Here is a 22,423-nt window from a genome sequence, read left to right as displayed (position 1 = left end):
TGGTGCGGAGCGCACTCAGACGGCCACGGAGACGAGCAGCACCAGAACCAGCCCGGTGACTGACAGGATCGACTCCATGACCGACCAGGTCTTGATGTTCTGGCCGACCGAGACGCCGAAGTACTCCTTGATGAGCCAGAATCCGGCGTCATTGACGTGGGAGAAGAAGACGGAGCCGGAGCCGACGGCCAGCACCATGAGCGCCGCCTGGGCGGGCGGCAGGCTGGCCGCGACGGGTTCCAGGATGCCCGCCGTCGTGACGGTGGCGACCGTCGCCGATCCGGTGGCCAGCCGGATCGCGACCGCCACGAGCCAGGCCATCAACAGCGGGGACAGGTGGGAGCTGTTGATGCCGCGGGCCAGCATGTCGGCGATGCCGGTGTCGATGAGCACCTGCTTGAAGCCTCCGCCCGCCGCGACGATGAGCAGGATTCCGGCGATGGGAGGCAGGGCGTTGCCGATCGAGTCCGAGATGGCGTCCTTGTCCAGTCCCGATGCCCGTCCCAGGGTGAAGATCGCCAGCAGTGCGGTGATGAGCAGGGCGAACATGGGCTGGCCGATGAAGTCGAGGATGTCGCGGACGGTGCTTCCCTCGGCGGTGAAGATGTCGGCGACCGCCTTGCCCATCATGAGCACCACGGGCAGCAGGACGGTGATCAGGGTGATGGCGAAGCTCGGCCGGCGGGGGGCGATGCCGGATCGTCCCTCCGCGTCGGTGTCCATGAACAGGTCCGGGGCGTCGACCGGTACCCAGCGTGCGGCCAGCTTGGCGAACAGCGGCCCGGAGATGATGACGGTCGGGACGGCGATGAGGATGCCGATCCCGAGGGTGGTGCCCAGGTCGGCCTTGAGCAGGCCGATGGCGGCGAGCGGGCCGGGGTGGGGAGGCACCATCGCATGCATCGTCGACAGGCCCGCCAGGGCGGGGATGGCCACCCGCATCAGGGGGAGCTTCGCGCGGCGGCTGACCAGAAGGATCACCGGGACCAGCAGCACCAGGCCGATCTCGAAGAACATCGGCAGCCCGATGATCGCTCCCACCAGCGCCATCGCCCACGGCAGTGCGCGCGGTGAGGCCTTGCCGACCAGGGTGTCGACGATCCTGTCGGCGCCTCCGGAGTCGGCCAGAAGCTTTCCGATGATCGCGCCCAGGGCGATGAGGACGCCGACGCTGGCGACGGTGGCGCCGACTCCCGACGAGTAGCTGTCCAGCATCTCGGCCAGATCCATCCGCCCGATCGCGCCCACCAGCAGGGAGCCGATGGTCAGGGCCAGGAAGGGATGCAGCTTGAACCTGGTGATGAGCAGGACGATGACGGCGATGCCGACGACGGCTGCGAGTATGAGCTGGCCGCCGGGGGCCGTCGGGGTGGTCGCCTCGAGCGCGGTGAACATGTGACTCCTCCTCGAGTCCGGATGAACGATTCAGTTGCGGGTGGTGGTGGGCCTGTGACCGGCCAGCCAGGAGGCGGCCTGGTCGGCCAGGCCGTCGACGGGCCCGGTGACGTCCAGGGTGATGCCGGGCTCGTCCAGGCCGAGCGGCTCCAGGGTGTCGAACTGGGAGTCGACGAGGCTGGTGGGCATGAAGTGGCCCTCGCGTCCCGAGACCCGCGCGACGATGAGATCGGGCGAGCCCGCCAGATGGATGAACGGGACGCCGGGGCAGGCATCGCGCAGCAGGTCGCGGTAGGAGCGCTTGAGTGCCGAGCAGGTGGCGATGGCCCCGGTCTCCCGGTGGTCGTGCAGCCACTTGCCGATGATGATGAGCCAGGGCTCGCGGTCCTCGTCATCGAGCGGGTGACCGGCCGACATCTTGTCGATATTCGCCTGGGGGTGCAGGTCGTCCCCGTCGATGTACGGGACGTCGAGGCGGTCGGCGAGTCTGCCTCCCACCGCGGACTTCCCGGAACCTGCGACGCCCATGACCACCGCGATCGGTGGGATGGTGAGTGCTGTCATGTCTCCTCCGCGAGATCGTCTCCATTGACGCGAGAATCATAGCGTCAAACATCTTACTTATGCAAGAGCCCAGCATGAATAGTCGTATGTTATGGCCCGAGGGCGCCTTCAAGGGCTCCGATAGCATGGTCGAATGACACGACAGTTCCTGGCCACCAGCGTGTCCGAGACGATCGGGCGACGGATCGTCGACGGCGAACTGCCCCCGGGCCGGGGAATGACACTGGAGGGGATCGAGGCCGAGTTCGAGATCTCCCGCAGCGTCGCCCGGGAGGCGGTCAAGATCCTGGAGTCGCTGCACCTGGTGCACTCCCGCCGCCGGGTCGGGGTGGAGGTACTGGCCGAGACCGACTGGGACGTGCTGGCCCCCCGCGTCATCGAATGGCGGCTGGCCGGGCCCGGCCGGAGCCGGCAGCTCACCTGGATCAGCGAGCTCCGCTCGGGGGTCGAGCCGGTGGCGGCCCGGCTCGCCTCGGCCCGGGCCCGTGGCCGGGACTGCGGCGACCTCACGGCGGCGGTGGTGGGCATGACGTCGGCGGCCGCGGATCTGGACATGGAGCGCTACCTGGCCCATGACATCGACTTCCACCGAATCCTGCTGACAGCCTCCGGCAACCCGCTCATCGCGGCCCACGAGCAGGTGGTGGAGGCGGTCCTGACCGGTCGCACCCGACTGCTGCCCTTCGTCCCCAACCCGCAGGCCATCGCCCTGCACCGCAACGTGGTGGACGCCGTCGTCTCCCACGATCCGCAGGCCGCCGAGACCGCCATGCGCGCCATCGTGGCCGAGGCGCAGCAGGCCATGGGAGCCTGATCAGCGCAGGAAGAGGGCCCTCAGCCGTGTGGGCGTCAGCCACATGCCCGGTCCCGTCATCGCCACCATGTACACAGCAGCGGGTCGCCGCCCTCAGTGCTCCTCGAAGGCCTCCGGCGGAGGGCAGGAGCACATCAGGTGGCGGTCCCCGAAAGCATTGTCGATGCGCCCCACCGGGGGCCAGTACTTCGCCTGGATCCGGGTCACCGGGTTGACGTGCAGCCCGGCCTCGGCGTCCCGGGCCGCCGAGGCGGCCGTGCCCGGGTAGGCGGCCAGCTTGCGGGAGTAGGGGTGGGACCACTCGTCGTCCAGCAACCGGGGGGCCGGATGGGGCGCATTGACGAGCGGATTGTCCTCGGCCGGCCAGTCCCCGGCGGCCACCTTGCGGGCCTCGTCGACGATCGCCAGCATCGCGTCGCAGAACCGGTCGAGCTCGGCGACGTCCTCGGACTCGGTGGGCTCGACCATCAGCGTCCCGGCCACCGGGAAGGACATGGTCGGGGCGTGGAAGCCGTAGTCGATGAGCCGTTTGGCGACATCGTCGACGGTGATGCCGGTGTCGTGGGTGAGCGGGCGGATGTCGAGGATGCACTCGTGGGCCACCAGGCCGTTGGCGCCGGTGTAGAGCACCGGGATGGTGGACTGCAGGCGTCGGGCCACGTAGTTGGCGCTGAGCACCGCCTGCCCGGTCGCCTCGCGCAGCCCGTCGAGGCCCATCAGGCGCAGGTAGGCCCATGAGATCGGCAGCACCCCCGCCGATCCGTAGGTCGCGGCGGCCACCGGGTGGCCCGTGTGCCGCACGGTGCCGCCGTCGGCGAGCGGATGCTCCACCGTCGTCCCCACCGGGCTCCCCGGCATGAAGGGGGCCAGATGGGCCTTGGCCGCCAGCGGCCCGACCCCGGGCCCGCCACCGCCGTGGGGGATGGCGAAGGTCTTGTGCAGGTTCAGGTGGGAGACGTCCCCACCGATCTCGCCGGGCCGGGCCACCCCCAGCAGTGCGTTGAGATTGGCGCCGTCGATGTAGACCTGCCCGCCGGCGTCGTGGACCATCCGGCAGATCTTCCGCACATGCGCCTCATAGACGCCGTGGGTCGACGGGTAGGTGATCATGATGGCGGCCAGCTCGTCGGCATGGGTCGCGATCTTCGCTGCCAGATCGGCCGGGTCGATGTTGCCTCCGTCGTCCGAGGCCACCACGACGACCCGCATTCCGGCCAGGGCGGCGGATGCGGCGTTGGTGCCGTGGGCCGAGGAGGGCACCAGGCAGACCCGGCGCCCGTCATCCCCGCGGGAGCGGTGGTAGCCGCGGATGGCCAGCAGGCCGGCGTACTCGCCCTGGGAGCCGGCGTTGGGCTGGAGACTGACGGTGTCATAGCCGGTGAGCTGGGCCAGCCAGGTCTCCAGGTCGGCGATCATCGCCAGGCTGCCCTCGGCGTCGACGGCCGGGGCGTAGGGATGCAGGTCCGCGAAGGCCGGCCAGCTGATCGGCTCCATCTCGATGGCGGCGTTGAGCTTCATGGTGCACGAGCCCAGCGGGATCATGCCGCGGTCCAGGCCGAAGTCCCGGTCGGCGAGGCGCTTGAGGTAGCGCATCATCGCCGTCTCGGATCCGAAGCTGGTGAAGACCGGATGGGTGAGGTAGTCGCTGGTGCGGATCAGGGCGGTGGGCCATTCCCATCCGGCGTCGGCGCCGCGAGGGGCGCAGACGCCGGTCGGGCCGTCGCCGCAGAGCCCGATGATCTGGTCGATCTCCTCATCGGTGACCGTCTCGTCGAGGCTGATGCCGATGGTGTCGCCGTCGATGAGGTCGAGGGTGAATCCGGCCCGGCGGGCGGTCTGCCAGAGTTCTTCGGCCCCGCCCGGAACGGGGATCCGGACAGTGTCGAAGAACGGTTCCTCGCCGATCCCGAAGCCGGCGGCCCGCAGGCCCTCGGCGAGCCGCACCGTGCGACGGTGCACCTGGGAGGCGATCGCGCGGATGCCCTGCGGTCCGTGCCATACGGCGTACATGGCGGCCATCACCGCCAGCAGCACCTGGGCGGTGCAGATGTTGGAGGTCGCCCGGTCCCGGCGGATGTGCTGCTCACGGGTCTGGAGAGCCAGCCGGTATGCCGGGATGCCGTCGGCGTCGCGAGAGGTCCCGACCAGTCTTCCGGGCAGCTGGCGCTCCAGGCCCTTTCGCACCGCCATGTATCCGGCGTGAGGGCCGCCGAAACCGAGCGGGACGCCGAACCGTTGAGTGGATCCGACGGCGACATCGGCGCCCAGCTCGCCCGGAGGGACGATCAGCGCCAGGGCGAGGATGTCGCACTCGGCGACGCAGATGCCCCTGCCGGTGTGGACCGCGTCGAACAGGGCTGCCGGATTCCAGACCCGGCCGTGCCCGTCGGGACAGTCGGCCAGCACCCCGAAGCAGCCCCGCTCGACCTGGGGTCCCCAGGAGTTGCGGTCGGTGAGGTCGGCGGTCACCAGCTCGATGCCGAGCGCCTCCGCGCGTCCCGCCAGTACCGTGCGGACCTGCTCGAGGAGCGCCTGCCCGACGAGGAATCGGGAACTCGTCGCCCGGCTCGCCCGCCGCGCCAGGAGCATCGCCTCGGCGGCGGCGGTCGCCTCGTCGAGCAACGACGAGTTGGCCACGTCCAGGGCGGTGAGATCCTCCACCATCTGCTGGAAGGTGATGAGGGCCTCCAGCCGACCTTGGGAGATCTCCGGCTGGTAGGGGGTGTAGGCGGTGTACCAGGAGGGGTTCTCCAGGACGTTGCGCCGGATCACCGCGGGGGTGATGGTGCCGTGGTACCCGCGGCCGATGAGCGGCCTGCCCGGACGGTTGCGCGAGGCCAGCTCGGCCAACTCGTGCCGTACCCCGGCCTCATCTGTGGCCGGCGGCATGCCCGGGGCCTCCACGGAAGCCAGGATGTCGGCCGGGGCGGCCAGCCCGATCAGCTCGGTGAGGCTCTCGACCTGGAGCGTGGCCAGCATCCTGCCCCTGTCGCCGGTGATGGCGCCCACATGGCGCGACGAGAAGGTCTCACCCTGGCGAGAGGGTCGGATGCCGGTCATAGGGTCCTCGCGATCGGGGTCGAAGGGGTCGGGGGCGGTCAGTCAGCGGTGAGTTCGAGGTAGGCGGAACGATCGAGAAGGTCGTCGGGCAGCTGGGCGTCGGCCACCGTGAACAGCCATCCCTCGCCGAACGGGTCGGAGTTGACCAGCTCGGGGGAGCCCTCGATCTCCGGATTGATCCCGCTCACCGTCCCCGAGACGGGGGAGAAGAGGTCGGAGACGGACTTGGTGGACTCCACCTCGCCGATCGGCTGCCCGGAGGTCACCTCGTCCCCCTCCTCGGGCAGCTGCACGAACACGACGTCGCCGAGCTGCTCGCCGGCGAAGTCGGTGATGCCGATGGTCGCGACACCGGTGGCGGGATCCAGGGCCACCCACTCGTGATCCTTGGTGTACTTGAGATCGATCAGTTCCATGGGAACCCTCCTGGGATCGGGGCAGATTCGGACAGTGCAGATTCGGACAGCGCAGCGGGACTCAGGCCCGACGGTAGAAGGGCAGCGGGACGACGGTGTAGGGCTGGGCGGCACCGCGGACGTCGACGCTCAGCACGGTTCCCGCGGTCGCGGAGCCGGGGTCGAGGTAGGCCATCGCCACCGGATGTCCGAGGGTCGGGGAGAGGACCCCGGAGGTCACCTCGCCGATCGTGCGGCCCTCGGCGTCGAGCACCGGGTATCCCGCCCGTGCGGCGCGCCGCCCCTCTCCGGCCAGCCCCACCAGAACGCGGTCGGCGGAACCGTCGCGGCCCTCGAGAGCGGAGCGGCCGACGAAGTCGCAGTCCTTCTTGAACGAGACCACCCGCCCCAGGCCGGCCTGGGACGGTCTGATATCGGCGGACAGCTCATGGCCGTACAGCGGCATCCCGGCCTCCAGCCGCAGGGTGTCACGGCTGGCCAGACCGCACGGGGCCAGTGTCATCTCCGTGGCCTGACGGAGCCTGCGCCACAGCCGCTCGGCCGCGGCCCAGGGCACGTAGAGCTCGTAGCCGTCCTCGCCGGTGTACCCGGTGCGGGCCAGCAGGAAGGCATCGCCCTGGAACTTGCCGAAGCGGCACCAGTAGTAGGGCAGGTCGTCGATCTCCTCGGGATCCAGGTTCGAGGCGGACAGGGCGTTGCCCATGATGTCGGCGGCCCGCGGGCCCTGAACGGCGATGAGGGCGGTGTTGTCGGTCTCGTCGAGGACCTCGGCGTCGAACCCCCTCGTCCGCTCGGTGATCTCGGCGAGATCGACGGCGGTGTTGGCGGCATTGGCCACGACCAGGTAGTCGCCGCCGGGGATGTGGTAGACGACGAGATCGTCGAGGATCCCGCCATCGGCGTTGAGCAGCAGGGTGTACCTGGCGCGGCCCTCGGGCACCGCCGACAGGTGGCCGGCGAGTGCGTGATCCAGGGCGGCTCCCGCCTGCGGACCGCGGACCCTGATCTCGCCCATGTGGGAGAGGTCGAAGATCCCGGCGGCGGTGCGCACGGCACGGTGCTCGTCGAGATCGGACGTGTATCGCAGCGGCATCCGCCAGCCGCCGAAATCAGTGAGTCGGGCACCCAGCACCTCAGTGTGCAGCTGCTCCAGCGGTGAATGTTTCAGTTCTGAGCCGGACATGACTCCTCCAAGCGTCGTCCTGACCAGTGCGAGGGGCCCTGGGAAGCCTCTCACAACGAAGTATGGCACGTGGCCACTGGACGCGCCCTCGCTCAGTCAAATGGTCGCAGGCGGCCCGGCGAGTCCCGTCCGAACCTTGTACACCCGGGGCCTCCGCAGCAGCGCACCGGGGGTCCGGTTCCGGTTTCGCGGGGTGCCGCCACCGCCTACACTTGGCCTTATCAGGGGACCGCCTGCACGGGCCGGGACCATTTTCCGAGGAGGTGCGCAATGCCGCTGTCAGCCGAGGAACAGAGGCGTCTGGCTGAACTCGAGGAGTCGTTGTCCGCCGACGATCCCGGTTTCGCGCGGACCTTCACCCGCAACGCTCCCCGGTCGAAGAAGCCGTCCGTCGTCAGGGGAGTATCCCGTGGGCGCACAGTGGCCTGTGGTCTGGGTATCGCGGCCGGTGTCGTGATCCTGCTGGCCGGCATCGAGATGAGCTGGATGATCAGCGTCGCCGGATTCGTCGTGATGCTGGTGGCGAGCCTGGCGCTCTACAGCGGCCGGCGCGATCGTCGGTCCGGTCCGGTCTCGCCCCGTGACAACGCGCGCTCGGATCATCCCGCGGGCAGCGGGCGCCAGTCCTTCACCGAGAGGATGGAGGAGCGCTGGCGCCGTCGTTCCGACGGACAGCGCTGACCGTCCCAGTAACTGAACCTTCCCGGTGCTGAACGTTGTACTGAACGTTCAGTGCCACAGCGAGGCGGGCAGCCAGCGGGCCAGCAGGTTGGTCCGCGGGGTCTCCCGGGATCTCAGCGCCCGCCGTACCACATCCACATCGGTGGCGACCTCGCCCAGATCTCCCAGCGAGCGGGCGTAGCGGGCCCGTTCCTCGGCCATCGCCAGGCGGTGCAGGGCCTCGGATCCGGGCTCGCCGAGCTGATGCGAGGCCGCATCGAACTGCTGTCGTGGGCTGCCGGGGGGCCAGACCAGGCCGTGATCGGTCCACGAGTCGTGCACCTCCCGCCAGGCTCCCGCCACCAGCGACGACGGATCGCCAGCAGCCAGGCGCCTGTGACGTCTGAGGGCCCGGACGCTCATGGGCGTCACGGCGATCGCGACCACCACCAGGGCCGCCAGCGCGATCCTCCAGACGATGTTCCAGGGGATCCCCGAACCGGTCGAGCTGTCCGCCGTGTTCGCAGGGGCACTCGTCGAGGCCGACGGGCTCGGGGTGCTCGAGGCCTGGGTGCTGGGAACGGAGGTCCCGGCGGAGGCCGAGCTGCTGGGCACCGAATCGGGATTCTCGACGCTCCAGGCGGGAGCGCTGGCCACGGCTGCGGTCGGCTCGAACCTCACCCATCCGTAGCCCTGGAAGTACAGCTCGGGCCAGGCGTGCATGTTGCTGGCCTTGACGCTCCACCTCCCGCCCTGCTGGGTGCCGGGCAGGAAGCCCACCGAGACCCGTGAGGGGATGCCCTCGATCCGGGCCATCAGGGCCATCGCGGATGCGAAGTGGATGCAGTACCCGGAATGCGTCCTGGTGAGGAAGTTCGTGAGCACCTGATAGCCGTCACCGGGCGGGGCGGTGGTGCTGTACTGGAATCTCCGGGGGTCGCGCAACCAGGTCTGGATCGCCACCGCCCGGGCCACCGGGGTGTTCTCGGTGGCCGTGATGCTGTGGGTCAGCTTGAGGATCGCCTCGGGGACGTCCTGGGGGACGGTCGTGGCGCCCTTGTCGGCGGGGGTCCCGGCGGCGGCCTGGGAGAAGGTGCCCAGGTCCGGGTCCGGAACCATCGAGGTCACCGAGTAGGCCAGCCCGCGGGTGGCGTCCGTGCGGTCATTCGCGGTGCTGATGACCATCAGGTTCGTGGGGTCCCAGGCCCAGTCCCCCGTGGGGGCGGTCAACGGGGCGTAGGGGGCCGGCAGGTATTCCGAGCCGAAATCGCCGATCTGGACGCTGACGGTCCTCCGGGTGCTGGCCGCGTTGAGGCCGGGCACCGAGGTGGGGGCGTCCTGGGAGAGGTTCACCGCGTTCATGTGCCAGCCCGAGGAGTCGACCCTGGTCAGTGAGGCCAGTCTCAGGTACTCGCCGGTGCGGCTCGTGGTCGAGTAGCGCAGCACCACGGAGTTCGACTGCTGGGTGAGATTCTTCTGCAGGTCGATGGTGGGATCGGTCAGTTGCAGCGGACCGGACCCCCGTGGCCTGGCGGAGTCGATGTCGAGGCTGCCGAAGGTGGGCAGCGCCGAGCCCAGCAGCAGCGACAGGGCGAGGGCCGGGATCGCGACACCCGCTCCCAGACCGCCCAGGGCGGTGCCGGCCGCGCCGCGCCGACGCGATGACGCGGAGTCGGCCGACAGGTTGCGCGTCCATCTGCGGCTCAGCGCGAGCTGCTCGGCCAGCAGCACCCCGAGGTATCCGACGGCCATCAGGACGAAGGTCCACCAAGGGGTGTTGTGGTCGATGGTGAGGGCCGGGATGATGTAGATGGTGAGCAGTGGTGCGATCGCCCACACCGGGCTCTCGAGGGTGATGACGAGGATGTCGGCCAGAATCGTCACCATGCCGATGAGCAGCACGATGAGCCAGCGGACGCCCACATCGGCCGGCAATGGGGCAGCCTCGGTCTGGACCGTCACCGAGGACTGCAGATAGAGCCGCCACAGCTGCTGGATCCAGGATCCGCCGACGCGAAGGTCATGGGAGGCCGACAGGCCCAGGCCGATGGCGATGCCGAGCAGCACGAGAACCTGCAGCACGTGGACCACCCAGGCGGTCAGCCGTATCCAGCGTCCAGTCATGGACAGGGCCTCGATGATGATGATGGTCAGGCCGGCCAGCAGGATGTAACCGCGATCGGCGGTGAGCGGTATCAGGGTCAGCGAACCGAGCACCATGGCGAGGGTGATGGCGATCCCTGTGGACAGGACGGTGCGGTCGAGGCCGAAGACGGGCCGGGTGCGCGCCCGGGTGGCGCCGGAGGATGCTTCCAGGTTCGTCACAGTGCGGCTCCCATCCGCTCGAATCGCGACCATGCTCGCGGGACGGCGTCATCCCTGCGGGCGGTGACCACCTGCCAGCCGTGGGCGGCGAGCTGCTCGACGGCCCTGTCGTGCTCGTCGACCTGCTCCGGGGTGCTACGGAACCGCCTTGCGGTGAAGGTGTCGGTGTCCAGTACCAGGGCCAGGCTCAGCGGGCGGCCCTTGCGGGAGTCGTCGAGAGCTCTCACGTCACCTTCGGTGAGTCTGCCGAGCACGGCGACGACAGTCTCGCCGCCGTGGCCGGTCGCGCAGGCCCGGGCCGCGGCCAGCAGATCCTGCTGGTCGCCCATCCGCTCATCGGTGAGAGTCACCAGCGCATGTTCCCGTGCGGTCGGGACGTCGACGTCGTCAGAGGCCATGATCTGTCCACCGGCATCGGCCAGCCGGACCCGGTAGCCCCTGTCCAGCATGTGGGTGCAGATCGACGCGGCGGCCGAGACCGCCCATTCGAAGGAGCTCTCGGCACCCGCCCCGGCGTGCCGGTCGCCACGGGAGTCCAGCAGGACGCTGACAGCGGGATCCCAGGACTGCTCCTCCCGGCGGACCATGAGATCGCCGAGGTGCGCGGTGGACCGCCAGTGGACCCTGCGCAGGTCGTCGCCTTGGCGGTACTCGCGGATCAGCACGTCGTCCTGCCCCTGGGAGCCCACCTGCTCAGGGGTCGCCTCACCGCTTCGGGTGGGTCCCGAGGTGGAGCCGATCGCTCCCAGCGCGTAGACCTTCGGGGTCACCATCACCTGGGAGGAGGATGAGAACCGGTGGTCGGCGCGGGCTGTCCCGAAGGGGTCGCAGGCCCGCACCAGCATCGGGCCCACCTCGTAGCGTCCGCGGGCATTGCCGGTGAGGGTGTAGCGGACAGTACGGATCCACGAACCCGAGAGGGTGTGGACCGCGAACCGGGGCCGCTCCCCGAGAGCCCGTGGAACCGACTCCTCGAAGCGGAGGATGCCCACCGGGAGACCGGCCGAGCGTTCAAGGGTGGTGACGACCTCCAGCTCCTCGCCCAGGGTGCAGCGCGAGGGGCGGACGGTCCGCGCGCACCCCATCTGCATGCGGGTGGACATCACCAGCAGCAGCCCGAGCACGGGGAGCAGGACGAGGATCAGGCCGACCCAGGCGAGGTCCTGCTGGCCCACCCCGAGCGCGATGACGGTGAGCACGATCCCGCAGGCGAGCAGGACCCGTCCGCGAATGCTGAGGTGTTGCCAGAACCGCACCCGGTCAGCCCCGTTCCGGAAGCGGGGTCGCCTCCACGATGGAGGAGACGATCTCCTCCAGCCCGAGGCCGTCCAGCTGGGCGCGCGACGACGGCATGAGCCGGTGGGTGAGCACCGGTACCGCGAGGGCCTGGACGTCGTCGGGGATCACGTAGTCCCGTCCGCTCATGGCGGCCCGGGCCCGGGAGGCGCGCAGCAGATGGAGGCTGGCGCGCGGGGAGGCGCCCAGGCGCAGGTCCTCGTGCGTCCTGGTGGCCTCGATGATGTCGACGATGTAGTCCTTGACGGCCGGGGCCGCGTAGACCGTGCCGACGGTGGTGATGAGACTCCTGATCTGCTCCCCGGAGGTGACCGGTTGCAATGAGTCCAGCGGATTCGCGGCGCCGTGATGATCGAGCATGTCGAGTTCGGAGCCGCGCGACGGATAACCCATGGTGATCCGCGCCATGAACCGGTCCCGCTGGGCCTCGGGAAGGTGGTAGGTGCCCTCCATCTCGATGGGGTTCTGGGTGGCGACGACCATGAAGGGGGCGTCGAGCTGGTGGGTCACGCCGTCGGATGAGACCTGTCGCTCGGCCATCGCCTCCAGCAGGGCCGACTGCGTCTTCGGGGAGGCGCGATTGATCTCGTCGCCGACGACGATGTTGGCGAAGATGCCGCCGGGCTTGAACTCGAACTGGCGGGTCTGCTGGTTGAACACGCTCACGCCGGTGATGTCGGAGGGCAGCAGATCCGGGGTGAACTGGATCCGTCGGGAGGTGCAGTCGATCGACCGGGCGACGGCCCGCGCGAGCATCGTCTTGCCCACCCCCGGCACGTCCTCCAGCAGCAGATGGCCTTGGGCCAGCAGCACCACCAGGGCCGTGTCGATGCGATCGGACTTCCCCTCGATGACGCTGGAGACGGCCGCGCGGACGCGGTCCATCACCTCGACGACGTCCTGGACTGGGTCGCTCACGATGTCCTCTCCTCCTGTGCTGTGGGTCGGGGTCCGGCCGTCGGTCAACAGGGGCCGGGGGAAGATCGCCCCGGCCGATCCTACCCGGGCCCGGGAGGCCGGCGGGGCGGACGGTCGGCGTCGACGACGCTCCACCCGGCTCCACCCCGTCTCCCGCCACCGATGCGACACGCCGGTCGCGGTGCTCCGGAGGGTGTCCTCGCACGGGGCACAACCCGTGGCGCCCTGATCCTCCCGGTCGGTGGAGCGTTGTGGAGTATGGTGGGGCCAGGTGGAGCGAAGCGGCCTTCGGGTCGAGTCAGGAGGTGCCCGGTGTTCCTGGGTACACACACTCCTCGGCTCGATGACAAGGGGCGTTTCTTCCTCCCGGCGAAGTTCCGCGACGGGTTGGACGGGGGCCTGGTGATCACCAGGGGCCAGGACAGGTGCCTGGCGATCTATCCGACGACGACTTTTGTGGAGATGACCCAGGAGATCGCCAAGGGGGCGGTGAGCGTGAAGAAGGTGCGGGACTACCAGCGGATGCTGGCGGCCGGAGCCAGCGACACGGCCCCGGACAAGCAGGGCAGGGTGATGATCCCGCCGATGCTCCGGCGCTATGCCGGGCTCGACAGGGACATCGTCGTGGTCGGCGCGATCACCAGGGTCGAGGTGTGGGACGCCGCCGAGTGGGAGAGCTACTCCGCCGAGCAGGAATCGGTCTTCGCCGAGATGAATGAGGAGGTCTTCACCGACGACTGAGCGGTGAGGTCGCGCGGGGCGTGGCTTCGTCCCGACAACGATTCCCTGACGCAACTTCCCCTGTGTCAGGTCGTCGCAGTCGGGCCGGAACCTCGCCCCACGGGAACATGTCAGGGAGGAAGCCGATGGAGCAGAACGCCGCCCGCAGGCCATCTGCGGGAAGCGACGCCGTGCATCTTCCCGTGATGCGATCCAGAGTCGTCGAACTCCTCGCACCCGCACTCGAGCGTCCCGGTGCCGTCCACGTCGACGGCACCATCGGGATGGGTGGGCACGCCCAGGCCGTCCTCGAGGCCTGTCCCCGGGCGCTCCTGGTGGGGATCGACCGGGACACCGAGGCCCTGGAGCTGGCCCGGCGCCGGCTGGAGCGGTTCGACGACCGGGTCAGACTGGTCCACGCCGTCCACGACGAGCTTCCCGAGGTGCTCGACGACCTCGGCATCGACAGGGTCGACTCGATCCTGCTCGACCTGGGACTGTCCTCCCTCCAGATCGACCGGGCGGACCGGGGATTCGCCTACTCGGTCGACTCCCCGCTCGACATGCGGATGGATCAGAGCACCGGCCCCACAGCCGCACAACTGATCAACACCGCCGACCAGGCCGAACTCGCCCGGATCATCTTCCGCTACGGGGAGGACCGTAACGCCAGGCGGATCGCCCGCGCCATCGTCGAGGAACGGACCCGTCGGCCCTTCGACGGCTCGGCACAGCTGGTTCGCGTCATCGAGGACGCGATACCCGCCGCGGTGCGGCACCGCAGCCACGGCCACCCGGCCAAGAAGACCTTCCAGGCCCTTCGCATCGCGGTCAACGGGGAGATGGACACGCTCTCAACGGTCCTGCCCGAAGCCCTCGACAGACTGGCCGTCGGAGGCCGGATGGCGGTCCTCGCCTACCACTCCCTGGAGGACCGCCCCGTCAAGGACGCCTTCAGGGCGGTCTGCAGCGACTCCGCCCCGGCCGGCCTGCCCGTCGTGCCCGAGTCGATGTCCGCCAGGTTCGTCGCGGTGACGCACGGGGCGGAGCGCCCCGACGCCGAGGAGATCGCCGTCAATCCCAGAAGCGCATCGGCCCGGCTGCGGGTCATCCGGAGAATCAAGGAGGCAGCATGAGCGCCGAACCCGCGGCCCCGGTCAGGGGCCTGTCACGGGCCCGGAGCCGACTGAGGGCGTTGCCGGTGGGTCGCACCAGGATGAGCAATCTGGTCTTCTCCGTCGTCATCTCGCTGATCCTGGCCTTCGGTCTGGTGGCCGCCCTGATCCTCAACACCACCCTGCAGAGCCAGTCCGTGGAACTGAGCTCCCGGAAGGCGACGGTGGAGACGCTCTCCCATCAGGAGGCGGCGCTGGCCAGCCAGGTCGACACGCGACGCTCCGCCACACACCTCCAGACATCGGCGAGACAGCTGGGCATGGTGCCCGATCCGAGGCCGGCCTTCATCGACCTGCGCACCGGGAAGGTCGTCGGCACCCCGTACCGGGTCACCGGCAAGGAACTTCCCGGGCTGGCCGGTGACGCCCCTGTCTCGGCGGGGAACCGATGAGCCAGGGCCGGCCGGGCACAGCCGGATCGGGGAGGCCCGGGCCGTCGGGAGCCCGGACCCGCAACCGTCGCCCGGACCAGGGCGGCGGTCAGCGCCGGGCCGGGCTGGCCAGCCAGCGCGGCCGACTCACCCTGACCCTGGTGATCCTCATGATCGGGATGGTGGCACTGGCCGGCCGGGCTCTCCAGCTCCAGGCCATCGAGGCCCCCGCCTATGCGGCCTCCGCGGCCGCCAACATCCAGCGCGGCTACAACCTGCTGCCCGCCCGCGGCCAGATCGCCGACCGCAACGGCGTCGTGATGGCGGCCAGCGAGCCCGCCGTGAGGATCATCGTGGATCCGCGGATGATCAGCCGCAACGGCGTCGACGAGAGGGTCTCGATGGGCCCCAAGGAGACGCAGAAGGCGGCCGCTGCTCCCAAGGCCGTCGCCAAGATCCTCGCGAAGCGCCTGGGAGGCGTGCCCGAGGACTACCGCGACGAGGTCACCCAGAAGGGATCCGACGGCAAGCTGTCGCGCTACGTGGTGGTCAAGCGTCACGTCTCCAGCTACATCTTCGACCTCATCACCAAGGACATGGACGCCGGGAACTGGTACGGCGTGTTCTCCTCCTCCGACCCGGTGCGCACCTATCCCTCGGGCACCGTGGCCTCCAACGTCATCGGCTTCGTGAACGGCGACGGCGTCGGCGCCGGCGGCCTGGAGTACACGCTCAACTCCCAGCTCAAGGGCACCGAGGGCAAGGAGTCCTACGAGGCATCGACCTACGGACGGATCCCGCTGGGCCGCAACACCCTGGTTCCGGCCGTCGACGGCGTCAGCTACAACCTCACCCTCGACTCCCAGATGCAGCTCACCACCCAGAACGCCCTGGCCACGGCGGTCCGGAACACCAAGGCCGAGTCCGGGGAGGCGATCGTCATGAACGTCAGGACCGGCGAGATCCTGGCGATGGCCTCGATGCCCACCTTCGACTCCTCGAAGCTGGAGCGCACCACATCCAACGAGATCACCAACCGCGCCGTCGAGACGTCCTACGAGCCGGGTTCGGTGGAGAAGGTCCTCACCATGGCCGCGCTGGCCGACAAGGGCCTGGTCGCCCCCGACACCCGTGTCAGGGTGCCGGCCTCGGTCACATCGGGGGACGGGAAGATCACCGACTCCTTCGACCATGACGGGCTCTACCTCACAGCCCGCGGGGTCATCGCCTACTCCTCGAACATCGGGACGACGCTGCTGGCCAGGAAGCTCTCCAAGTCGGACTTCTCCTCCTACCTCAAGGCCTTCGGGCTGGGGAGGAGCACCGGTCTGCCGCTCCCCGGTGAGGCCGACGGGACCATCCCGGGACCCTCGATGCCCGACTTCACCCGCGATCAGATCTCCTTCGGGCAGGGGATGTCGGTCACCGCCGTCCAGGAGGCCGCCGCGGTGGCGGCCGTGGCCAACGGCGGCGTCTACCACGCCCCCACGATCATCGCCTCGGCCCGCGACGGGGACGGCAACCCGGTCTCCGTGACCCGGGCCCCCGGGCGCCGGGTCGTCTCGGCGAAGGCCGCCGCCGAGGTGCGCGACATGATGGAGGCAGTGGTCACCCTGAAGTCGGACCGTGCGGTCCCCGGGTACCGCACGATCGGCAAGACGGGAACGGCACAGCGGATCGATCCGACGTGTCACTGCTACCGTGGCTACACAGCTTCCTATGCGGGAATCGGTCCGTCCGAGGATCCGAGCATCCTCACATATGTAGTTCTGAACAATCCCACAAAGGGCCATCAGGGGAGTGAGGTCGCCCTGCCCGTGGCGCGGCAGATCCTCTCGGTCGCGCTGCCGCGCTACGGCATCGAACCCTCCACCACGAAGGCCCCCAAGGCACCCCTGGAGTACAAGCCGTGAGCCCTGACACCTCCCATCTGCTGCGTCCTGCCTCCGTGGGCATCACCTCGTGGGAGCGGCTGGAGACGGTTCTGGGGCAACCGAGCCTCAGGGGCGCCCTCTCCGGGCCGGGGGTCAGCGGCATCACCCTGGACTCGCGCCAGGTCGTCCCCGGCGATCTCTACGTGGGCCTTCCCGGAACCCGGTTCCACGGTGCCTCGTTCGCAGCCGGCGCCGTTGCGCAGGGAGCGGCGGCGGTGCTCACCGACGCCCACGGCGAGGAACTCGTCGACGACCCGCGGATCCCGGTCCTGGTGGTGGCCGATCCCAGGGTGGCCATGGCAAGGGCCTCGGCCCTGATCTTCGGGAATCCGACCGGACGGATGACGATGTACGGCATCACCGGTACCAACGGCAAGACCACGACCGCCTTCCTGGTCGAGGCGGGTCTGCGGGCCGCCGGCCTGCGCACAGGAACCATCGGCACCATCGGCTACCGGCTGGACGGCCGCCCGCTTCCCAGCGCCCGCACCACCATCACCACCCCGGAGTCCCCGGACCTTCAGGCCCTCTTCGCGACCATGGCCGAGGCGGGGGCGAGCGACACCGTCATGGAGGTCTCCTCGCACGCCCTGGCCATGCATAGGGTGGACGGCACCCGCTTCGACGTGGCCGCATTCACCAATCTGGGTCGCGACCACCTCGACTTCCACAAGACCATGGAGGCCTACTTCCAGGCCAAGGCCAGGCTGTTCACCGCCGATCTCGCTCGCGCCGCAGTCATCAACGTCGATGACGAGCACGGCCGCAGGCTCGCCGGCCAGGTGGCCGCCGAGCACGGCGTCGACCTCATCACCACCTCCATCGACGCCGGCTCCGACTACCGGGTCGCGTCCTGGCACCCGGAGGGAGGGCTGGGCAGCCGGATCCTGGTCGACACCCCGACCGGACGCCGCGATCTGAGCCTGAGCCTGCCCGGCGAGTTCAATGTGCGCAACGCGGTGATGGCGCTGGCCATGCTGGAGCGCGCCGGACACGGTTTCGCCGATGTCGTCGCGGGGCTGGAGCGGGCGCAGGTGCCGGGGCGGATGGAACGGGTCGAGATCGGTGCCGGGGCACCCGAGGTGCTGGTCGATTTCGCCCACACCCCCCAGGCCATCGGATCGGCCCTGGCGGCCGCCCGCACCGCGACCGGCGGCCGACTCATCGCGGTCCTCGGCGCCGGGGGGGATCGCGACTCGGCCAAGCGGGGGCCGATGGGAAGCGTCGCCGCACAGCTCGCCGACGTCGTCGTGGTCACCGATGACAATCCGCGCACCGAGGACCCGGCGGCCATTCGCACCGCCGTCCTGGCCGGGGCCAGGCGGACCGGCGGTGCCGTGGTCGTGGACGGCGGGGACCGCCGGTCCGCGATCCGCGAGGCCCTGGCGATGGCCGACGACAACGACCTGGTGGCCGTCCTCGGCAAGGGCCATGAGACCGGCCAGTCGGTCGGCGACCGGCTGCTCGACTTCGACGACAGGGTCGTCACCGGACAGGAGTGGGCGCGTCTGCACGGGCTCGACGGGTCGCACCAGGAGGAGGACATCACCGCATGAGGATCTCGACCACGCAGGCGCTGGCCGCAGCGATCGGAGCCGGGCTGGAGGGAGAGCCGCAGACGGAGGTCGGCCCGGACGTCGTCATCGACACCCGCAAGGCCGGGCCGGGCAGCCTCTTCGTGGCCATGCCGGGGGAGAGGGTGGACGGCCACGATTTCACCCCGGCCGCGGAACGGGCCGGCGCGAGCGCGGTGCTGGCGACCAGGACCACCGAGGCCAGGATCCCTCACCTCATCGTCGCCGACACCCGGCAGGGACTCACCGACCTGGCACGCCGGGCGGTCGCCCGCGAGCGCTCCCGCGGCATGCGCGCGATCGCCCTCACCGGGTCCTCCGGCAAGACCAGCACGAAGGACATCCTCGCCCAGCTCCTGGAGCCCGCCGGGCCGACGATCTCCCCGGTCGGCAGCTTCAACAACGAGATCGGAGTGCCGTTGACCGCCTGCGGGGTGGACGCCGGCACCGACTTCCTCATCTCCGAGATGGGTGCCCGCGGCAAGGGGCACATCTCCTGGCTGACGTCGATCGTGCCGCCCGATGTGGCGATGGTGCTCAACGTCGGTACCGCTCACCTGGGCGAGTTCGGCTCCCGGGAGGCGATCGCCGAGGCGAAGGGGGAGATCGTCGAGGGGCTGGGGGCCGGAGGCTGGGCGGTGCTCAACGCCGAGGATCACCGGGTGGCCGCGATGGCGTCGCGCACCCGCGGCCAGATCGCCTGGTTCAGCGCCGACGGGGCGCACTCCCATCCTGGGGCCGGAATCGAGGTGTCCGCCCGCGACATCACCGCCGACAGCCTCCAGCGTCACTCGTTCACGCTGCGCGTGCGGGCGGCCGGGCGGACCACCGAGCACCCGGTGGCGCTGCGCACCATGGGTGCCCATCAGGTGGCCAATGCGGTCGCCGCCGCGGCTGCCGCGACCTGTTGCGGGGTCGAGCCGGAGTCGGTGGCGGCCTCGCTGTCGGCGGCGACCAGCCGATCGCCCTGGCGGATGGAACTGGACGAGCGCGACGACGGGCTGGTCGTCGTCAATGACTGCTACAACGCCAATCCCGACTCCATGGCCGCGGCCCTCACAGCCCTGGAAGGGGTGCTGAGAGCCAGGCGCGAGGCGGACCCGGCGACCCGCGGGGTCGCCCTCCTGGGAGACATGCTCGAGCTGGGCGACAGTTCGGCCGGGTTGCACCGGCAGGCCGGCCTCCAGGCCGCCCGCGCCGGATTCGACCTGGTGCTGTGCGTCGGCGCCCATGCCGGCGATCTGGCGGCAGGGGCGGGCGAGGGCGGGGCCGCGACCCGCATCGTGGAACCCGGCGACGCAGTGGCGGCCACGACGTGGACCGGACATGATGTGGTACTTGTCAAGGCGTCCCGGGCTCTGGCACTGGAGACCGTGGCGCAAGAACTTCTCAACGATGCCGGGCACGGGTCCGGCACCGTCGGCGAGGGAGGCCGCGCATGAAGAACATCCTGCTGGCTGGAGGACTGTCCATGCTCGGCACCCTGGTGGGGACGCGATGGTTCATCGTCTTCCTCGCCAAGCGCGGCTACGGGCAGTTCATCCGCGACGACGGGCCGAAGACCCACGCCGCCAAGAAGGGCACGCCGACGATGGGCGGCGCCGTCATCATCGTGTCGGTGGTGCTCGCCTACTTCCTGGCCCATCTCATCACCTGGACCCACGTCACCCTCTCGGCGCTCCTGGTGCTGTGGCTCTTCGCCGGTCTGGGGCTCATCGGCTTCCTGGACGACTGGACCAAGATCTCCAAGCAGAGATCACTGGGCCTGCGTCCGAAGGGCAAACTCATCGGCCAGGCCTTCGTGGCGATCAGCTTCGCGGTCTGTTCGATGTTCTTCCACGACTCCCACGGGGTCGCCCCGGCCTCCCCGGCGATCTCCTTCCTCCGGGACATCTCCTGGCTGCACCTGCCCCTGTGGCTGGGCATCATCTGGGTCATCCTCCTCATCGCCGGCGCCTCCAACGCCGTCAACCTCACCGACGGGCTCGACGGCCTGGCGCCGGGCGCCGCGACCATGGTGTTCGCGGCCTACACACTGCTCAGCCTCTGGCAGTTCAACCAGTGGTGCTCGGCCGGGGCGACGTCCCGCTGCTACACCGTGCGGGATCCCCACGACCTGTCAGTGGTCGCGCTGGCTCTCACCGGAGCCTGCTTCGGCTTCCTGTGGTGGAACGCCAAACCGGCCAAGATCTTCCTCGGCGACACGGGTTCACTGGCGATCGGAGGTGCGGTCGCCGGCCTCGCCGTGCTCAGCCGGACCGAGATGCTGCTCGTCATCATCGGCGGACTCTTCGTCATCGAGACCCTCTCGGTGATGATCCAGGTGAGCGTGTTCAAGCTCACCCATGGCAGGCGCGTGTTCAAGATGGCGCCGCTGCACCATCACTTCGAACTCAAGGGGTGGGCCGAGATCACCGTGGTGATCCGCTTCTGGATCATCTGCGGCCTGATGGTCGGCATCGGCCTGGGAACCTTCTACACGGAATGGGTGGTGGGACAGTGAGTTCCGGAGTCGATCTGAGCCGGGCCGACAGGACCTTCGAGTGGAGCCGGGTCCACGCGGTGATCGCGGGACTGGGTACCTCCGGGTACGCCTCGGCCGACGCCCTGCTCGAACTCGGCGCCCGGGTGACGATCCTCGACGACTCCACCGACGACCGGCACCGGGACGAGGGCGGACTGATGGAGACCCTCGGCGCCCGGGTGCGGCTCGGGCCCGGTAGCACCGCCGAGCTTCCCAACGGCACCGACCTGGTGATCGTCTCCCCGGGCTGGAGACCGGTTCAGCCACTGGTGGCCAGCGCCCTGGCCACCGGCGTCCCGGTGTGGGGGGAGCCAGAACTCGCCTGGCGGCTCATGCACCCGGACGGGGTGGTTCCCTGGCTGGCGGTCACCGGCACCAACGGCAAGACCACCACCACCCAGATGACCGAGGCCATCCTCAAGGCCGACGGCCTGAAGGCCGCGGCGGTCGGCAATATCGGCCGCCCCATTCTGGAGGCCATGGCCGACGAGGTGGACTACGACGTCTTCGCCGTGGAGCTCTCCAGCTTCCAGCTGCACTGGTCCCCCTCCCTGTCGTTGCACTCCGCGGCAGTGCTCAATCTGCACCAGGACCACCTGGAGTGGTACGCCGACGCCGCGGACCCCTTCGCCGCCTACGGCGCTGACAAGGCCCGGATCTACCACCGGGTGCAGCACAGCGCGGTGTACAACGTCGCCGATCCGGCCACCGAGCAGATGGTCGAGAGGGCCGACGTCGTGGAGGGGGCGCGAGCCATCGGCTTCACCCTGGGCATCCCCGGTCGCTCGATGATGGGAGTGGTCGACGACATGATCGTGGACCGGGCATTCGTCGAGCAGCGGGCCACCTCCGCCCTGGAACTGGCCAGTCTCTGCGACGTCCACCCCTTCGCCCCCCACAACGTCGAGAACGCCCTGGCCGCGGCGGCCCTCACCCGCTCCTTCGGGGTGCATCCCCGGGCCGTGGCGCAGGGGCTACGGGATCTGCATCTTGGCGGGCACCGGATCGAGACCGTTCACGAGTCGGGCGGGATCACCTGGGTCGACGACTCCAAGGCCACCAACCCGCATGCCGCGAACTCCTCCATGCGCGCCTTCGAGCACATCGTGTGGATCGCCGGAGGGCAGGCCAAGGGCACCGACTTCGACCATCTGGTGAGCAATCATGCCGCCAAGTTGCGCGGCGTCGTGATCATCGGGGTGGACCGTGCCATGATCGCCGCGACGATGGCACGGCTGGCGCCCGACGTTCCGGTCGTGGTGCTCGACTCGCCCGAGCGCGCAGTGATGGCGCAGGCCGTCCGCGTCGCGGCCACCATGGCCCGGCGAGGAGACACCGTCCTGATGGCCCCCGGATGCGCCAGTCTCGACATCTGGCCGGGATACGCGGCACGCGGCGACGACTTCGCCGAGGCCGCCCGCACGATCGACGGTCCGCTCCAGCAGTGAGGAACCCCGCGCGGCCGAAGAGCGCCCGGTCGAGGAGGCGACTGTG

General features: G+C 69.8%; 18 protein-coding genes. 10 read left to right on the top strand and 8 right to left on the bottom strand.

The window, feature by feature from the left end:
- Positions 1-15: 15 nt before the first annotated feature.
- Both JS278_RS10350 and JS278_RS10345 read right to left on the bottom strand, forming a co-directional pair.
- On the bottom strand, positions 16-1,395 hold the full coding sequence (locus tag JS278_RS10350; RefSeq protein ID WP_114045124.1) for a GntT/GntP/DsdX family permease: 1,380 nt from the start codon (positions 1,393-1,395) through the stop codon (positions 16-18).
- A gap of 30 nt (positions 1,396-1,425) precedes the next feature.
- Positions 1,426-1,959 carry a gluconokinase gene (locus JS278_RS10345; protein ID WP_114045123.1) on the bottom strand — a complete coding sequence of 178 codons (534 nt, stop codon included), beginning with the start codon at positions 1,957-1,959 and terminating at the stop codon, positions 1,426-1,428.
- A gap of 133 nt (positions 1,960-2,092) precedes the next feature.
- On the opposite strand from JS278_RS10345, the gene JS278_RS10340 reads away from it, so the two are divergent.
- A complete protein-coding gene (locus JS278_RS10340) occupies positions 2,093-2,773 on the top strand; it encodes a FadR/GntR family transcriptional regulator (RefSeq protein WP_114045122.1) in 681 nt (226 codons plus the stop codon).
- 93 nt (positions 2,774-2,866) lie between these two features.
- On the opposite strand, the gene gcvP is transcribed toward JS278_RS10340, so the two are convergent.
- The 3 genes from gcvP to gcvT form a co-directional block, all read right to left on the bottom strand.
- Positions 2,867-5,833, bottom strand: a complete 2,967-nt coding sequence (gcvP, locus tag JS278_RS10335) for an aminomethyl-transferring glycine dehydrogenase (RefSeq protein ID WP_114045121.1) — start codon at positions 5,831-5,833, stop codon at positions 2,867-2,869.
- A 38-nt stretch (positions 5,834-5,871) separates the two neighbouring features.
- Entirely contained in the window at positions 5,872-6,249 is a 378-nt protein-coding gene (gene gcvH, locus JS278_RS10330; RefSeq protein ID WP_114045120.1) for a glycine cleavage system protein GcvH, read from the bottom strand.
- A 61-nt stretch (positions 6,250-6,310) separates the two neighbouring features.
- Positions 6,311-7,432 carry a glycine cleavage system aminomethyltransferase GcvT gene (gcvT, locus tag JS278_RS10325; RefSeq protein ID WP_114045119.1) on the bottom strand — a complete coding sequence of 374 codons (1,122 nt, stop codon included), beginning with the start codon at positions 7,430-7,432 and terminating at the stop codon, positions 6,311-6,313.
- A 270-nt stretch (positions 7,433-7,702) separates the two neighbouring features.
- Here gcvT and JS278_RS10320 point away from each other — a divergent pair, with 270 nt between their 5' ends.
- Complete coding sequence (locus tag JS278_RS10320; RefSeq protein WP_114045118.1) at positions 7,703-8,113, top strand: DUF3040 domain-containing protein; 411 nt, start codon at positions 7,703-7,705, stop codon at positions 8,111-8,113.
- 48 nt (positions 8,114-8,161) lie between these two features.
- Here JS278_RS10320 and JS278_RS10315 read toward each other — a convergent pair whose 3' ends face one another.
- From JS278_RS10315 to JS278_RS10305, 3 genes are read right to left on the bottom strand one after another with little or no spacing between them, the layout of a single operon-like run.
- Positions 8,162-10,417 carry a transglutaminase TgpA family protein gene (locus tag JS278_RS10315; RefSeq protein WP_114045117.1) on the bottom strand — a complete coding sequence of 752 codons (2,256 nt, stop codon included), beginning with the start codon at positions 10,415-10,417 and terminating at the stop codon, positions 8,162-8,164.
- Positions 10,414-11,673 (bottom strand): DUF58 domain-containing protein, encoded by a 1,260-nt coding sequence (locus JS278_RS10310; RefSeq protein ID WP_114045116.1) that lies wholly within the window; start codon positions 11,671-11,673, stop codon positions 10,414-10,416. The genes JS278_RS10315 and JS278_RS10310 overlap by 4 nt, the downstream gene beginning before the upstream one ends.
- A gap of 4 nt (positions 11,674-11,677) precedes the next feature.
- A complete protein-coding gene (locus tag JS278_RS10305) occupies positions 11,678-12,598 on the bottom strand; it encodes an AAA family ATPase (protein ID WP_245935310.1) in 921 nt (306 codons plus the stop codon).
- Between the two features lie 345 nt (positions 12,599-12,943).
- Between JS278_RS10305 and mraZ the strand changes: the two genes are divergently transcribed.
- The 8 genes from mraZ to murD all read left to right on the top strand — a co-directional run bounded on the left by mraZ (position 12,944) and on the right by murD (position 22,377).
- Positions 12,944-13,372, top strand: a complete 429-nt coding sequence (mraZ, locus tag JS278_RS10300; protein WP_114045115.1) for a division/cell wall cluster transcriptional repressor MraZ — start codon at positions 12,944-12,946, stop codon at positions 13,370-13,372.
- Between the two features lie 125 nt (positions 13,373-13,497).
- Complete coding sequence (gene rsmH, locus JS278_RS10295) at positions 13,498-14,487, top strand: 16S rRNA (cytosine(1402)-N(4))-methyltransferase RsmH (RefSeq protein ID WP_114045114.1); 990 nt, start codon at positions 13,498-13,500, stop codon at positions 14,485-14,487.
- Positions 14,484-14,918, top strand: coding sequence for a cell division protein FtsL (ftsL, locus tag JS278_RS10290; protein WP_114045113.1), 435 nt, complete (start codon positions 14,484-14,486; stop codon positions 14,916-14,918). Before rsmH ends, ftsL begins: the two co-directional genes overlap by 4 nt.
- A 104-nt stretch (positions 14,919-15,022) precedes the next feature.
- Positions 15,023-16,810: a peptidoglycan D,D-transpeptidase FtsI family protein gene (locus JS278_RS10285; RefSeq protein ID WP_114046260.1), complete on the top strand. Its 1,788-nt coding sequence runs from the start codon at positions 15,023-15,025 to the stop codon at positions 16,808-16,810.
- The gene (locus JS278_RS10280) at positions 16,807-18,387 is read left to right on the top strand and encodes a UDP-N-acetylmuramoyl-L-alanyl-D-glutamate--2,6-diaminopimelate ligase (RefSeq protein WP_114045112.1); all 1,581 of its coding nucleotides are present in this window, start codon (positions 16,807-16,809) and stop codon (positions 18,385-18,387) included. Before JS278_RS10285 ends, JS278_RS10280 begins: the two co-directional genes overlap by 4 nt.
- Positions 18,384-19,847 (top strand): UDP-N-acetylmuramoyl-tripeptide--D-alanyl-D-alanine ligase, encoded by a 1,464-nt coding sequence (locus JS278_RS10275; RefSeq protein WP_114045111.1) that lies wholly within the window; start codon positions 18,384-18,386, stop codon positions 19,845-19,847. Before JS278_RS10280 ends, JS278_RS10275 begins: the two co-directional genes overlap by 4 nt.
- Positions 19,844-20,908, top strand: a complete 1,065-nt coding sequence (mraY, locus tag JS278_RS10270; protein ID WP_114045110.1) for a phospho-N-acetylmuramoyl-pentapeptide-transferase — start codon at positions 19,844-19,846, stop codon at positions 20,906-20,908. Before JS278_RS10275 ends, mraY begins: the two co-directional genes overlap by 4 nt.
- Positions 20,890-22,377 (top strand): UDP-N-acetylmuramoyl-L-alanine--D-glutamate ligase, encoded by a 1,488-nt coding sequence (gene murD, locus JS278_RS10265; protein ID WP_114045109.1) that lies wholly within the window; start codon positions 20,890-20,892, stop codon positions 22,375-22,377. The genes mraY and murD overlap by 19 nt, the downstream gene beginning before the upstream one ends.
- The last annotated feature ends 46 nt before the right edge of the window (positions 22,378-22,423 follow it).

This window comes from Acidipropionibacterium virtanenii (assembly GCF_003325455.1).
GTDB classification, from domain to species: Bacteria; Actinomycetota; Actinomycetes; order Propionibacteriales; family Propionibacteriaceae; genus Acidipropionibacterium; species Acidipropionibacterium virtanenii.
The sequence above is the reverse complement of the archived record's forward strand: the minus strand, read 5'-3'. Positions and strand labels throughout refer to the sequence as shown.

Coding starts and splice junctions, on each gene's coding strand:
- rsmH (WP_114045114.1), top strand. CDS start 13,498: ATGGAGCAGAACGCCGCCCGCAGGCCATCTGCGGGAAGCGACGCCGTG.
- JS278_RS10345 (WP_114045123.1), bottom strand. CDS start 1,959: ATGACAGCACTCACCATCCCACCGATCGCGGTGGTCATGGGCGTCGCA.
- gcvP (WP_114045121.1), bottom strand. CDS start 5,833: ATGACCGGCATCCGACCCTCTCGCCAGGGTGAGACCTTCTCGTCGCGC.
- JS278_RS10350 (WP_114045124.1), bottom strand. CDS start 1,395: ATGTTCACCGCGCTCGAGGCGACCACCCCGACGGCCCCCGGCGGCCAG.
- gcvH (WP_114045120.1), bottom strand. CDS start 6,249: ATGGAACTGATCGATCTCAAGTACACCAAGGATCACGAGTGGGTGGCC.
- ftsL (WP_114045113.1), top strand. CDS start 14,484: ATGAGCGCCGAACCCGCGGCCCCGGTCAGGGGCCTGTCACGGGCCCGG.
- JS278_RS10340 (WP_114045122.1), top strand. CDS start 2,093: ATGACACGACAGTTCCTGGCCACCAGCGTGTCCGAGACGATCGGGCGA.
- mraY (WP_114045110.1), top strand. CDS start 19,844: ATGAAGAACATCCTGCTGGCTGGAGGACTGTCCATGCTCGGCACCCTG.
- JS278_RS10275 (WP_114045111.1), top strand. CDS start 18,384: ATGAGGATCTCGACCACGCAGGCGCTGGCCGCAGCGATCGGAGCCGGG.
- gcvT (WP_114045119.1), bottom strand. CDS start 7,432: ATGTCCGGCTCAGAACTGAAACATTCACCGCTGGAGCAGCTGCACACT.
- murD (WP_114045109.1), top strand. CDS start 20,890: ATGGGTGGTGGGACAGTGAGTTCCGGAGTCGATCTGAGCCGGGCCGAC.
- JS278_RS10320 (WP_114045118.1), top strand. CDS start 7,703: ATGCCGCTGTCAGCCGAGGAACAGAGGCGTCTGGCTGAACTCGAGGAG.
- JS278_RS10305 (WP_245935310.1), bottom strand. CDS start 12,598: ATGGACCGCGTCCGCGCGGCCGTCTCCAGCGTCATCGAGGGGAAGTCC.